Raw genomic sequence first — 13078 nt, 5'->3', positions numbered from 1 at the left:
ATGGTGGCCGACATCAAATCGGAACGCTGGCCGGCTTCGCGTCGGAATGGGTGGCCGGCTTCCGTCGGAATCCGCACTCCTGCACACGCTCAATCGCAGCCGAGATCCGCCGGTCGCGCTCCTGGACGAGTTCGTAGATCTGGTAGCTCGCCAAAGGCCCCAAAGCCGCGACGACCAGCAACACCAGGCGGCCGCGAAGGCCGAGGCGGGTCCGAACGGGAGATGAAGCTGACATCGCGGTGCCAATACCAGAGTTGGGAGACACCGACGTGGGGCGTACGGTCTTCCTGCAAGTCCATCGATGACACGAAAAAGCTATCGCTGCCTTTACAGCCTATCCCGCTGTGCGATTTGGAAGCAGGCTTTTCGATCGTGACCAGGATGCTGTGGCGACAACGATGCGCCGGCATCCTTGTTTCCGAACGAGGATGGTGTGGGTCATCTACGTGAAAAGCTGCAGCACCTCTCCGGGACGCCATCGCGAGCGCGGGGTGCGCCTATTGGCGCAGGGGCTCTGAGACAGGGGCAGTCATGCGGAATGGTAAGAAACACGGGTTATTAGGGAGCCACGGTCTTCCGCGACCAGCATACTGTCACAGGCAATGCGCGCATGCTCTCGTCATCGGTTAGTTTAGAGCCCATCGGCGCCAAGGTCGCTGCCGGCGAGGACGTAATTCAAGACGCTCTGGTGGCAATCCGGAACCACCTTGGGATGGAGGTGGCGTACTTCTCTGAGTTCAGCACTGGCAGAACGATCTTCCGGCGGGTCGACGCTCCCGGCCTTGAGCACCTGATCAAGGTCGGCGACTCGCACTCCCTCAACGATGTGTACTGCAACCATATCCTTGAAGGTCGCTTGCCGGAGCTGATCCCGGATACGTCCCAGGTGTCGCTCGCACGTGAGATGCCGATCACCGCAGCCGTACCGATCGGCTCGCATATCAGCATCCCCATCCGTCTCCTCGACGGCACGCCGTTTGGGATGTTCTGTTGCCTCAGCCCACGACCGATCCCGTCGCTGAACGAGCGAGATCTGGCCACGATGCGCTTGTTTGCCGGGCTCGCAGCCAAGCAGGTCAACACCGGCCTCAAGCACCGGCGCGACACGCAGCAGGTCCATAGCACCATCTTGGCCGTCATCGCGGCTGAGGACTACGACATCGTCTTCCAGCCCATCGTCGACCTGCAAAGCCGGGCGGTGGTCAGTTGCGAGGCGCTGTGCCGGTTCAAGACGCTGCCGTACCGTTCGCCCGACAAGTGGTTCAAGGATGCTGCCGATGTCGGTCTTGGAAGCGAGTTGGAGCTGGCCGTGCTGAGGACGACCTTGGCCGCCTTCCCGCAGCTGCCGGGTACCCTATCGCTGTCCCTCAACGCCTCGCCGGAACTGGTGATCAGCGGACGACTGTTGGATCTGGTACCAGCCCAATACGCGGATCGTATCGTCGTCGAGATCACCGAACATGCACCGGTGTCGAGCTACACTGATCTGCATGCCGGGCTCGCGCCGCTGAAGCAGCTCGGAGTGAAGGTGGCCGTCGATGACGCCGGCGCCGGCTATTCGGGTTTGCAGCACATCGTGCAGCTGGGTCCGGACATCATCAAGATGGACATGAGCCTGACGCGAGCCATCGACGCTGACCCGGCCCGGCGGGCCTTGGCTAGCGCGATGGTGTTCTATGCGCGTGAGATGGGCGCGCGTATCGTGGCCGAAGGCATCGAGACGACCTCGGAGCTGAACACGCTCCGGCTCCTGGGCGCCGATCGCGGGCAAAGCTATCTGCTTGGCAAGCCCGGAAGCATCGCAGCGTTGGGTCCTGCAGGTAAGCTAGCTCAACAAGCGTTCGCTTGATCTAGTATACCGACGGGCCAGGATAGGTCGGCAAGCGCAGGACCTTCTAAGCCGCCTAATCCATTGTGACAAAATAGCATCACCGAATCGTAATTGCTTTTCAATGAGCAAATGGAGGCTAAAAAGTTAGTTTTAAATCCAGCTTATCGGTCATATCAGCTAGTTCGTCAGCAATCGAGATGACCCGCACCTGATTGCGAGGATTGTCAAAACTCATGGATGCGATGAAGCGGATGCCGCCGTTGCTCCAGCCTGATCGACCGGGCGTCTCAGATGTAGCCTTCGCGGAAGCCGGCTCAAACAATACTTTATCGAATGTCCTGCGCCTCGTTGACTCCTATGATGATCTTGATGACGGAGCGCCGCCGTCGCGGCCTTCATCATCGCAGGACTGGTCCAACCTCATTAATCGCATCCACCAGGCCGCCAAACATGTCCGAGAGGTGGAGGTGCAAGCTCATGAGCAGAAGCTTCGAATCCAGGAATTGCTCAAGCTTGCGCGTGAGGACGTGACTCTGGCGAACGAGCGCGCGAGGGTCTCTGATGCGCGTGCTTCAGAAATGCAGGTGCGCAGTGAGGCACTATTGAAAGCTGCCGACGAGCGTGTGAAGGCAGCCGAGGAGCGCGCCCGTATCGCTGAAGGCTGGCTGACTCGGGTGTATGACACGATCGCCAGCGAGTTCACGATTGATCTGCAAGGAAAACCAACCGCGTAATCGTGGGCACTACCGCTGCGATCCGCCCGCGACCTGATCGCTCGGACCCAATTGTAGGTCACGCGGGATTGGTTCGATTATTCCTTCGAGATCACAAACGCAGACGGACGATCTGTCCTCGCGGTGCTGCTCAATGATGCGGCTCTAGAAGAGAAAGACAGAAATCGAAGGGTCAGTTACCCAGCAGGACTTGCCTTTGCGAAAAGCTCGAAACGCTTAAGCACCAATGTTATATAAATGACGGAAAACCTGCGAGGTCGGCTTATTCTCGTCTGGGAAGCCATCCTCAGGCTGCTCACGTTTGGAAAACGTGGCAAGTTATCAAATGTGCAGAAAGCCCTCGTGACGGGATGTTCCTCCCGCGCATCGTGAAGGACTGTTTGAGGCCAACGACGGTCGATAGCCAATGTCCGCTTCGCCAACTTATCCGCCCAAAAGCAGACAAGCGGAAACCCACCCATCTCGATCATACGCGCACGTTCTATCAGGCTGCCCGGAAGCGGACACTCTGAAGGTCCGACAAAGGTCGACACCGGAAGGTAGCCTACTTGAAAGTGAATGCCCGCTTCTGGGCGGTGCGTTGATGTCCGCTCATGGCGCATCGCGGCCTTTGGTCGTGATTTTCTGCAAAGTCCGGAACGAGAGCGGGAGCCGATGTTATATCGTTGACGGATCGAATTTCGTTCTCTCTCGCACCTCTAGTGAGGCGATCGCCATGATGACGTTCAGGGACGGGCTTGTGCCCATTCGGGAAAATCGGCATGGAAGCTAAAGAGCATGAAATTGTCGATAATTGTCTGAGTCACACGCAGGCATTTTTCAAAATTAGCCGATAAACTCATCGGGGATTAAGCGAAATGGAACTCATCTGCAGTTCCATGCTGCTGCATTTTGGAAATCGCGATCTTAAAGGTGAACATCGGATGATGGTCGATCATTTGAACCAGGACGAGCTAAACGAACTGCTCGACCTCTACCGCAGCACTCCCGGCAATCACTCTCTTCAGTTTGGCGCGGACAGGTTCCACGACCGCTGCGAGGCGAGCGTCAATGGCGAACAGGCCCAGATCTACGTCTCGGATCAATTCTGCGGGCGCGACGTGTCGGTCGCGCCACGCGTCTTCACGTTCAAGGTCAGATTCCCGGAAAATGATGAGGACACAATCGTCGGCTGTGCAACTGCATTCGACGCAAGAATTGATGGCTTAGTCATCGAAGATCTGTCGCTCATCGACCTTATGTTCGCCGATGAAATGCACAAAAACAGCATTAGGGGCGAATTATTGACGGTGTCATTCGTAAAAGAGCTGATTTCTGTTGTCTATAGAACTTTCATGCCTAAACATTTCATGGGCGTTTATTTCTTCGATGATTGCGATGAAAGTGAGCGCACCGGTAACATCCTTCAACAATGCCATTTCAGGAAAGAGGCGCAACCAAGCGAGCGATTGGTCTTCGTTCAACCGCCGCATGACGATCCGGTGCCCAACGGTGGCAATCGGTTTATCCGGCCTATCGCTCGCTACGTCCTCGACGTGCAGCGAGCGATCGATTCAAGGGAGGGCACCTTGCGTGAGTTCCTCCTCAATCCGCCAAACAAGCGCTGAGCTGCCCTTTGAGGATGCACGTCAGTTGTGATCAGGATACTCCTTGCCTTCATATTACTCGTGGCCGCCTTCGCAGTCGGCTATCCCTTGGCCTGCCTGGCCGAGCACGGCACCGACCTACGGCTATGGCCGAGCGTCGCCGAGGTGCCGACGACCTTCCTCCACCGGGGTCTGACCACGTACGGCGTCCATATCGTCGACACCTACTGGACGATGTTCTCGGGCCGGGCGCCGGCCTTGGCCGGCGGCGGATTCGTTCAGGCTCTGGTCGTCACGATTATCGGTGCGGCTGGGGCCGGATGGGTCGGTACGCCCAAGCTGAAGGGGCCGCAGCGTGACCCGAACGAGACTTATGGCGGTGCCCGCTGGACGACGGTGTCGGAGCGCGCTCGGATGCGTGCGGGCCTGGAGATCGGCACCGATCCGGTGACGGGTCGCACCATTCGCTTTGCCGTCAAGGGCAACCTTCTCTCCATCGCCCCGCCACGGACCGGCAAGACCAGTGGCTTGCTGATCCCGAACCTGCTCGCGCCCGAGAAGACGGCGTGGTTCGGTCCGGTGGTGGTGATCGATCCAAAGGGCGAGGCCTACGCCGCCACGGCCCGTCGCCGGCGGGACCTCGAACGAAGGGTCTTCTGTCTCGATCCGAAGGGCCTTGTCGGCGGGACCGATACATGGAACCCGCTTCTGACCTTCGACCCTGACGACATCCTCTACTTGCAGCGTCTCGCACGTGCCCTGCTGCCGTCCTCGGTAAGTGACAACGGCCAGTACTTCGTCGACCGCGCCGCCGACGTCATCGTCGCGGGATTCCTCGCCGCGCGAGAGGAAGGGCACCCGAGCGCGCGGCGCGTCTCGCAGTATCTCGCCGACCTCGACCTATTTGCCAAGGCGCTGAAACCCGTGCTTGCTGACCCGGCCCGTAAGGTGGCCGTACTGCTCGACGCGGACCCGAAGACGCGCGATCCCATCCTCTCGACCGCGGCACAAGCCTTCCAGTGGTGCGACGACCCGCGCCTACAGCGCATGACAGCGACCAGTACCATCGACCTGCGCGCCGTGTGCCGAGGCGAGGCTGACCTGTTCATCACCTTGCCGACCGAGGATATGAACGGCCTCGCCCCGCTGATCCGATGGCTCTTGACCGAGCTGTTCACGAGCGTGCGGCGCAACCGTCCGAGGGAGAGACTGGTGGTGTTCATCGACGAGGCGCGGGTACTCGGCCGCTTCCAAGAGATTGTCGTCGCCTCGGGCGAACTGCCCGGCTACAACGCCAGCCTGTGGACCTTCTGGCAGGACAGGTCGCAGCTGGTCGGCGTGTACGGTGATGCCGACGCCCGCACGATGATGGCCACCGCCGAGGTGGTGACCCTGTCCGACCCGTCCCTCGTCGATCCGGACGAGCGCGAGCACTGGTCGCGGGCGATCGGGGACTACACCCTGCTGGAGGAAAGCCAAACCATCGAGGCGGCCCAGGATGGCAAGCCGGGCCGCACGACGATCGCCAAAACCGCCAAGCCTGCGCGGCTGAAGACCGCGGAGGCACTCGCTTCCCTGCCGGCGACCGACCTCGTCGTGTTCCCCAACAGTCCGGCTCATCCCAAACGCGCCCTGCAGATTCGCAAGACCCGTCACGACGATTCACGGTTCGACGGGTTAGCGGACGCGATCGCCGTGACGGCCGCCGCTTGAGCCACGCGACGGCCGGTGCATGCGCTAGGGGCGAAGCGTGATCGCGGTCCGGGTAAAATCGTTCGACACCATGACCTCGCCGTAGCCGCGGCCGTCGAACCAGCGACGCAGATAGCTCTTCCCGTCGCGCTGGAACCACACGAACTCGGCCTCCTTCGGCTCGTCCATTCGTAGCCTCTGGCCTCCAGCCAACGTCCACGTGATGGCGTACGGCGTGGTCAGGCGCACCGGAGCGGCATCCGCCAGGGTGTGGGCCGACATCGTCCGCGCCAAGCCGAGGGCCGGTGTGACGAGCAGCACGAGAGTGATCAGGCCCCGTCGGCGATAGCGGACGTGGCGCATCAGGCGGCGCCCGGCGCCCGTGAGCGACCTGCGGACGCGGACGTGCCGGCGCGGCAGCGCCTGGGCCACGGCGCTTTCGAGCTCGGCACGGTCGGCGGGGGTGAGGGAAGCATCGTTCAAGCCCGCCACCCGCGCGGCCGGAGGCCCGGCGAGGAGTTCGCGCAGGCGCCGTGCGCTCGCCTTGCGGGCACGCGCCTGCGTTGCGTCCACGTGCGCCTCAGCTTCACCGAAGCGCGCCCTCAGTCGGCGCAGAGCCTCGCTCACCCGATCAGCCACTCGGCCGCCTCCCTCACCGAACGCATCGCTTCCAGACGGAACTCGGCGAGCACTCCGACGGTGGTGGCCGCAAGCGCATAGTCGGGTTCACCGCGCCGATCACGCAGCCGTTCGGCCAGGGCTTCCTCGTCGAGCTGCGGGATCAGTGCCAGACCGAGCGGATCGACCACCGGGCGCACGCCGGCTGCGAAGGAAAACCGTGGCAGGCGCGAGACGCTCGCTGCCGGTGCGATCTGCCGAACCCGGGCAAGGTCGACCGTATCGCGGTACTCGTTGGCAACCACGAACTGGCGGGCGGCCCAAGGCGCTGCCATGGCGGTGAGCGTCTCCAGACTGTCGTAGGCGCTCTCGGGAGCGGATGCGACGACGAGCACGCCGAGCTGACGCCCGCGCCGGGCGAAAAGGCCAGCGGCGCGTCCGACTGCGGCGAGGAACGGGGCCGCGCCGTTGGCACCGACATCGACGATGGCGGGGCGGGTCTCACGTACCAGGGCGTTGATCGCCGGATTGAACTCGACCATGGCCGCCTCGCCGCCGGTCTGCATCAGTTCGGCGGTGTCGGCGCGGATCGGGAAGTGATGTACGCGCTCGCCAAGCTCCAGCAGGCGCAGGCTCGATTCGATCTCGTAGACCGGAGCGTTCTCCACTGCTTCGGCGAGCGCACGCGCCACCGTGCTCTTGCCGACCCCGCCGGTCTCCTGGACTACGAACAGCAGGCGTGCGCCCGTCGCTGCGGGTGAAGCGGGCGTCGACATCTTGGATGGGGACGGAGACGGTTCGGGCGAGGCAGGATTGGACGGGGTGCGGGCCATGAGGGTCAGTCCTTCTTGAGCAGGGATCGGGCGCGAGCGAGGGCGGCGATGCGGTGCTCCGCGTCAGAGGGGCGTGATCGTGAGCCGTCTGCTGCATCTGCGACGAGGTCCGGCGACAAGGCCGGACGGGGAGAAGCCGATCCCGACGCCTCGGTTGCCGGGATTGCGCAGGCGGAACCCGAGATAAACACCGCGTCGTCCCGGACATCGACGCGGTGCCTCCGTTCGGCGTCTCGGGTTGCACCGCGCTGGGCCTGTCGGCGGATGCTGGAGATGACGCCGGTGAGATTGCGGCCAGTGATCGCCCGGCCATCGGCGGTGGTGAGGCCTTGGGCGGTCAGGCCGGCGGCGATGGCGTTCCAGGTCAGGCCACCAGCCTGGAGTGCGACGAGCGCGTCGAGATCGGCGCGGACCGCATCCATGAGGCCGGTGGCGGCACGCCCTCCCGGCGCCAGGGCTGCGCGATGGGCACCGGGGGCGGCAGCGGCGTCTCGCGCAAGGCGGCGCATATCGAGGCGGGGACGCTTTGCCATGCCGCAGGTATAGACGATGCCGCGTTGCAGCCCGGTGCATCCGACCGGTCGGATGCAGGACAATTCGGCAACGCGACGTTAGGGTACGGCAGGCAACGGTCGGCTACGGTAAGGGGCGGTATCAGACGGCATGTCTACGGTAAGGGGTACGGTAACCATGGGGGTATCACACTACACGCACTGAAGTGCCGAGGGGTTAACCGCGAGGCCTGATGGGCCTCGCCGGACCCGTTTCCCCGTGCCAGGTAGGGATCCTGAAGCACGCGGAAGGGGTACACCCATGGCCGGAGAGGTCAAGCTCAGCATCACCCTAGAGGCCGATCTAGCCGCCCGTCTGACGACGGCCGCGAGCGAGCGGGGGTGGTCGCCCGAGAGCCTTGTCGCCGACTGCGTCGCGCAGGTCCTTGAGATAGCGATCCGGCATCGGGTGCTGGTCGAGCGCATGGAGCAGGTCGATGCTGCCATCCTTGAGATGGCGCAAGCGGTGGGCGAGCTCGGGGGGCCGGCCGCCAGCATCGATCTCTCGAAAGTCTGTCGCTACGCCTCGCCCTTGGGCGAACCCGACATGGATGCGCCGTGACGGCGTCGCTACATCGGCTCGGCGCCGGTTCAAAGGCCGGGCTGTACTACACGGAGGATAGTGCCCGCGAGGCCCGGCCCGATCGACGGGACGAGTACTACCTCGCCGAGGGCGGAGGGGTGTGGTGGAGTAGCGGCGAGACGGTCGTGCGCCACGATGCGGCGATCGACGCGGCCTCGTTCCGCGATCTCTGCGCCGGACGCCATCCCGGTACTGGCAAGCCGCTGGTGCGCGGCGCCGGCGAGGGGCATTGGGCCGGTCAGGACTGTACTCTTACGCCTGGGAAATCAGTCTCGGTTCTTTGGCTTGCCGGCGACACCGAGCAACGGGCCTCGATCGAGGCCGCGCATCGTGCCGCCGTCGCGCGCGCGTTGGAGTTCGCGGCGACCGAAGGGATCATCACGGTGCGCACTGGTGCCGGAGGATCGCAGGAGCACCGGCCTGGCGACCTCATCGTCGCCCGCTTCGATCATTTTACAACCCGAGAGGGTGATCCCAACCTCCACACCCACTGCGTGTTCTTGAACGTCGCAGGTGCCCCGAGCGGGGGAGCTTCGGGCCGGTACAAGACCCTCAGACACCTCACAATCGAGGTTGATCGTCTCTACAAGATGCAGCTCATGGTCGGGGCTGCGTTCAGGGCGGCCCTGGCCGATGAGCTGCGTCAGCGCTTCGACCTGCGTTACCGCGAGGCCGGACGCGGGCAATGGGAGATCGCAGGCCTCCCCAAGGCGGTGCTGGAGGCCTTCTCCAAGCGCTCCGAGCAGATCCTGGACTATGCCGGCCCCGGGGCGACCAGTGCCCAGCGTGAGATCGCCGCCTTGGCGACCCGCCGGGGTAAGGAGGAACTCCCGACCGGCCCTGAGCTCGAAGCGCGCTGGAGATCCGAGCTCGCGGCGTTCGATCTCGATCCGTGGCAGGCGGTGCGCCACCCCGAGCGCAGCATCGACCCGAGTCTGGCGTTGGTACCCGAGCCGGAGGTGGACCGTGAGACCGCGTTCGATCCCCCCGAGATCGCTGGCGACACCCCGGTGGCGCGCGCCGCCTCAGACCTGTTCCGCCACGAGAGCGTGGTCACCCGTAAAGCCCTGCTGCAGCGGGCTCTCGAACTGGCAGGCGTGCAAGGACTCGGCATTGCCACGGTGAGTGCCGAACTCGCACAGTTCGAGGAGGATGGGACCCTGCTTCCCCTGGCGGCCGCCGAGCTCGTGCCCGGTGGCAGCGCCTGCTGGACGACGCCGGGTATCGCGGCGTGCGAGGCGAGCATGCTGCGAGCAGCCGATCGGCCGAGGGAGCGCGCCTGGATCGCGCCGGCGGCGATCGAGGCGGCGTTGGCAGCGGCCAGCCATCTCAGTCACGAACAGGGCGAGGCGGTGCGCCACGCGGCGGGTCGTGATGGGGTCTCGCTGCTTGAGGCCGGGGCCGGCACCGGCAAGACCACCACCGCCAAAGCCCTGGTCGACAGTGCCCTCCGTAGCAAAATGACGGTCATCGGCCTCGCTCCGTCCTGGGTCGCCGCCGACGAGCTTGCCGCGGCCACGGGGATTCCGGCCCAGGCGATTGCGCGCTGGCGCTACGCCCATGCTCAGGCCGCTGCAACACGCCATCTTTCCGCGCTATCCCCCGTCCCACCGCTCGACCCTAAGACCCTGATCCTCGTCGACGAGGCCGGGATGGTCGCGACCCGCGACCTTGAGGCCATTCTGAGCGCCGCCAAGGTCGCTGGAGCCAAGGTGGTGCTAATCGGCGACCGCCGGCAGCTCGCCTCGGTCGGGGGCGCCAGCGCGCTTCGGGCGGTGGCTGAGGTGGTCGGGCGCTCGGCGGTACTCGGCGAGGTCCGCCGGCAGACCGTCGACTGGCAGCGCGCTGCCTCGGTGGTGATGGCCCGGGGCGACGCGGAAGCGGGTCTACGCGCCTATGTCAGCCACGACCGGGTCGACCTCGTCTCAGGACCTGAGGCAGCACAAGCTCGGGTGATCGCGCTTTGGAGCGAGCAACGCGCCGCGCATGGCGACGACGTCCTCATCGTGACCCGTCGTAACGCGGATGCGGCGGCGTTGAACGCCCTCGCCCGGGCCGTGCTGCGGGGCGAGGGCCGCCTCGGCCCTGACCTGATCGTCCTACCCTCCCGTAACCGCGAGGATCAGGCCGTGCCGCTGAGCCTGGCGCTCGGCGATTCCCTGCGCTTTGGCGAGAGCCTGCCGCATCTCTCGGTTCGCAACGGCAACCGCGCCATGGTTCAGGGCATCACCGCCGACCCGGATGGCAGCGTCCGGCTCCAGCTGAGGCTGGAAGACGGTCGGGTGCTCGATGAACCCTGGAAGCAATTGGCGCGAAAGCCACTGTTTGGGCGCAAACCGCAACAACCTAAGATCGTGCATTCCTACGCGGGCACAGCTTACGCGGCGCAGGGACGGACCAGTGCCGCGGCCGTGCTCTACCTCGGGAAGGGCACCGATGCGCGCGAGATCTATGTCGGGCTCACCCGTCACCGCCATGAAGCAAGGGTGGTGGTCGAGCGCGAGCGCCTCGATGCGCAGTGCCGCCAGCGTCAAGCCGATCCACGCATACCAGCCACTGACACGGCGGTGTTGGAGCGCCTGTTCCGGGAAGCTCGTAGCTACTACGAGAAGGCCAACGTAGTCGATTACGCCGCCGACCGGGTCGGGTTTGTGCGTGACGGCCTGCTCATTCTGCGTGAGAGGACGGAGAGCGTCGTCGATATCCGCCGGGCAGTCCGGGCCGCGCGCGCCTTGCGTGACGCTCTGACCTGGCTCGGGCTTGATCGCCTGATCGTCCCAGCTTGGCGTCTGGCCGATAGATATGGACGTTGGCTCACTCAGCCGCCTCGCACACAGGAGCCGACGCTGGCAGCCAAGCTCGAACGCCATCTCGATCGGCTCGCTTCCAAGCCTAACCAGCAGCGAGATTCCGGAATCGAACGATAAGACGAAGGCATTTATTTATATTGCTGTAGTTATGCGGCCATTTAAAATTTTCCGCGCAGAGTATGTTACATGGCATCTTGGAAAACCAGTAACCCATTCTTGGGCCTGGGACTTATTCGGCAGCCGGTTGAGCGATACAAATGCGTTCAGTGACCATCTCATCTGGGTCTACCACCCTCATTGACCTTGATCTGACTGGTATTTTGGACCGAGCCAGTTGAGAGGCTACTGCATGGTGGTGACCTGACCGGCTGGCTTTGGACCGGGCTGATTGAAAGGATCAGCCAGGACCGAAGGAGTTGGACATGAGGCGAGGTCAGAAGACGGGTGCGGAGCAGGTGGTTCTGAAGCTGCGCCAGATTGAGGTGCAAACGGCACAGGGCAAGAGCTTGGCGTTGGCTTGCAAGGAAGCGGAGATCTCCGAGCAAAGCTATGGACGAGTGCCTACGCCAAGAGATCTTCTATTCGCTCAAGGAGGCGCAGATCGTGATCGGAATCTAGCAAAATACGTACAACCGAGTTCGGCCGCATTCGTCGTTGGGCTACCGGCCGCCCGCGCCTGTCACCTTCCCGGATCTGGCTTTCCGCCTACCCATGGCCGCTACCATGCAGTAGCCTCTCAACTGGCTCGGTCCAAAATACCGGTCAGGTCACCGCGGTCATCAGCTCCCCTCGCTGCAAGCGCTACGTCCGCCGGGCAAGTGGCGGTACAGGGTGGAGGGCGCCACCTTCATGCGAGCGGCGACATCCTCCATCGTGATGTCAGGATCGGACAGCATGGCTCGTGCTGCCGCAACGTCCTTCTTGGACAGAGCTGGCGGCCGGCCACCCTTGCGGCCTCTCGCTCGCGCCGCGTCGAGGCCGGCACGTGTCCTCTTCCGAATGATTGAGCGCTCGAACTCGGCCATGGCACCAAAGATATGAAAGGTGAGCCGCCCACCGGCCGAGGTGGTGTCGATCGCCTCGGTGAGCGAGCGAAAGCCGATCCCGCGCGTGCCGAGGTCTTCCACCGTTTCGATCAACTGCTTGAGCGAGCGGGCGAGGCGATCGAGCTTCCACACGACCAGTACGTCGCCGGCGCCATTACGCATATAGCTGAGGGCAGCAGTCAGCTCGGGACGGTCCCGCTGCGCACCTGAGGCCTTGTCGGAGAAGATGCGCTCGCACCCGGCCTTGCGCAGCGCGTCGAGCTGAAGTTCGGGCTTCTGATCCTGCGTCGACACACGGGCGTAGCCGACAAGCACGATGAAACCTCCTGAAACTGATCTCTGGTATCTCAGTTTCGGGAGGACGTTTCAAGAGACTGTTTTGAGAAAGCCTCGCGAAGCTGAGCCGTGTGTAGGGCGGTGACAAAACCATCCACTGGAGAGTCGGCGGGGTGCTGATGCGGGCGGCGTAAACGTATGGCCCGCCCCGTCCGCAAGTGGCTTATGATCCGCTGGTTCGAGCAGTCTGCATAAACGTATCCGGCCTTCGGGCAGTGCCTTTGGCCAAGATGGAGATCCGCGCGTCCTGATCCTCATAAGGGGGTCGGCGTCGAGCACCTTTTTCCGCTGGAGGCTTCCAGGACACCGATCGACTGTGGGGCCATCTTCCTCTCACCGCTCGCAGACATCGGAAGGCCGACGAAGGCTTCGCCGACCAGGCTGGTCGTGTCCGTCAATGAGGTGGAAATTCGGGGTGGAGTTGGAGCGGCCATCGGTCAGGCGGCCTGAGGTGGAAT

General features: G+C 63.6%; 11 protein-coding genes and 1 pseudogene. 7 read left to right on the top strand and 5 right to left on the bottom strand.

Translation table 11 applies throughout. The annotated features are described in order from the left end of the window. Positions 1–13: 13 nt before the first annotated feature. The gene (locus tag K2Y56_RS25310) at positions 14–235 is read right to left on the bottom strand and encodes a hypothetical protein (protein WP_292514594.1); all 222 of its coding nucleotides are present in this window, start codon (positions 233–235) and stop codon (positions 14–16) included. Positions 236–610: 375 nt separating this feature from the next. Here K2Y56_RS25310 and K2Y56_RS25305 point away from each other — a divergent pair, with 375 nt between their 5' ends. The 4 genes from K2Y56_RS25305 to K2Y56_RS25290 all read left to right on the top strand — a co-directional run bounded on the left by K2Y56_RS25305 (position 611) and on the right by K2Y56_RS25290 (position 5864). Beyond that, on the top strand, positions 611–1849 hold the full coding sequence (locus K2Y56_RS25305; protein ID WP_292514591.1) for an EAL domain-containing protein: 1239 nt from the start codon (positions 611–613) through the stop codon (positions 1847–1849). A gap of 215 nt (positions 1850–2064) precedes the next feature. Beyond that, on the top strand, positions 2065–2565 hold the full coding sequence (locus K2Y56_RS25300) for a hypothetical protein (protein WP_292514588.1): 501 nt from the start codon (positions 2065–2067) through the stop codon (positions 2563–2565). Positions 2566–3422: 857 nt separating this feature from the next. Then, positions 3423–4172, top strand: coding sequence for a hypothetical protein (locus tag K2Y56_RS25295; RefSeq protein ID WP_292514585.1), 750 nt, complete (start codon positions 3423–3425; stop codon positions 4170–4172). A gap of 27 nt (positions 4173–4199) precedes the next feature. Beyond that, positions 4200–5864: a type IV secretory system conjugative DNA transfer family protein gene (locus K2Y56_RS25290; protein ID WP_292514581.1), complete on the top strand. Its 1665-nt coding sequence runs from the start codon at positions 4200–4202 to the stop codon at positions 5862–5864. Positions 5865–5888: 24 nt separating this feature from the next. On the opposite strand, the gene K2Y56_RS25285 is transcribed toward K2Y56_RS25290, so the two are convergent. Genes K2Y56_RS25285 through K2Y56_RS25275 form a run of 3 tightly spaced genes read right to left on the bottom strand, consistent with a single transcriptional unit; the run spans position 5889 to position 7827 of the window. Then, positions 5889–6482 (bottom strand): hypothetical protein, encoded by a 594-nt coding sequence (locus K2Y56_RS25285; protein ID WP_292514578.1) that lies wholly within the window; start codon positions 6480–6482, stop codon positions 5889–5891. Further along, positions 6467–7294 (bottom strand): hypothetical protein, encoded by an 828-nt coding sequence (locus K2Y56_RS25280; RefSeq protein ID WP_292514575.1) that lies wholly within the window; start codon positions 7292–7294, stop codon positions 6467–6469. Before K2Y56_RS25280 ends, K2Y56_RS25285 begins: the two co-directional genes overlap by 16 nt. A gap of 5 nt (positions 7295–7299) precedes the next feature. Continuing rightward, entirely contained in the window at positions 7300–7827 is a 528-nt protein-coding gene (locus tag K2Y56_RS25275) for a hypothetical protein (protein WP_292514572.1), read from the bottom strand. A 280-nt stretch (positions 7828–8107) separates the two neighbouring features. Here K2Y56_RS25275 and K2Y56_RS25270 point away from each other — a divergent pair, with 280 nt between their 5' ends. The 3 genes and pseudogenes from K2Y56_RS25270 to K2Y56_RS25260 all read left to right on the top strand — a co-directional run. Continuing rightward, on the top strand, positions 8108–8407 hold the full coding sequence (locus K2Y56_RS25270; RefSeq protein ID WP_292514569.1) for a hypothetical protein: 300 nt from the start codon (positions 8108–8110) through the stop codon (positions 8405–8407). Next, the gene (mobF, locus tag K2Y56_RS25265) at positions 8404–11355 is read left to right on the top strand and encodes a MobF family relaxase (protein WP_292514566.1); all 2952 of its coding nucleotides are present in this window, start codon (positions 8404–8406) and stop codon (positions 11353–11355) included. Before K2Y56_RS25270 ends, mobF begins: the two co-directional genes overlap by 4 nt. A 435-nt stretch (positions 11356–11790) precedes the next feature. Further along, positions 11791–11970, top strand: a pseudogene (locus K2Y56_RS25260) (integrase core domain-containing protein); the annotation flags it as partial. A gap of 47 nt (positions 11971–12017) precedes the next feature. On the opposite strand, the gene K2Y56_RS25255 reads toward K2Y56_RS25260, so the two are convergent. Then, positions 12018–12602, bottom strand: a complete 585-nt coding sequence (locus tag K2Y56_RS25255) for a recombinase family protein (protein WP_292514596.1) — start codon at positions 12600–12602, stop codon at positions 12018–12020. Positions 12603–13078 lie beyond the last annotated feature (476 nt).

This window comes from Methylobacterium sp. (assembly GCF_019745455.1).
In the GTDB taxonomy this organism is placed as follows: Bacteria; Pseudomonadota; Alphaproteobacteria; order Rhizobiales; family Beijerinckiaceae; genus Methylobacterium.
Note: the sequence above shows the minus strand (reverse complement) of the source record. Positions and strands in the feature narration are given on the sequence as shown.

Excerpts from the sequence above, each read along its gene's own strand:
- K2Y56_RS25310 (WP_292514594.1), bottom strand. The coding sequence starts at position 235 with ATGTCAGCTTCATCTCCCGTTCGGACCCGCCTCGGCCTTCGCGGCCGC.
- K2Y56_RS25305 (WP_292514591.1), top strand. The coding sequence starts at position 611 with ATGCTCTCGTCATCGGTTAGTTTAGAGCCCATCGGCGCCAAGGTCGCT.
- K2Y56_RS25300 (WP_292514588.1), top strand. The coding sequence starts at position 2,065 with ATGGATGCGATGAAGCGGATGCCGCCGTTGCTCCAGCCTGATCGACCG.
- K2Y56_RS25295 (WP_292514585.1), top strand. The coding sequence starts at position 3,423 with ATGGAACTCATCTGCAGTTCCATGCTGCTGCATTTTGGAAATCGCGAT.
- K2Y56_RS25280 (WP_292514575.1), bottom strand. The coding sequence starts at position 7,294 with ATGGCCCGCACCCCGTCCAATCCTGCCTCGCCCGAACCGTCTCCGTCC.
- K2Y56_RS25275 (WP_292514572.1), bottom strand. The coding sequence starts at position 7,827 with ATGGCAAAGCGTCCCCGCCTCGATATGCGCCGCCTTGCGCGAGACGCC.
- K2Y56_RS25270 (WP_292514569.1), top strand. The coding sequence starts at position 8,108 with ATGGCCGGAGAGGTCAAGCTCAGCATCACCCTAGAGGCCGATCTAGCC.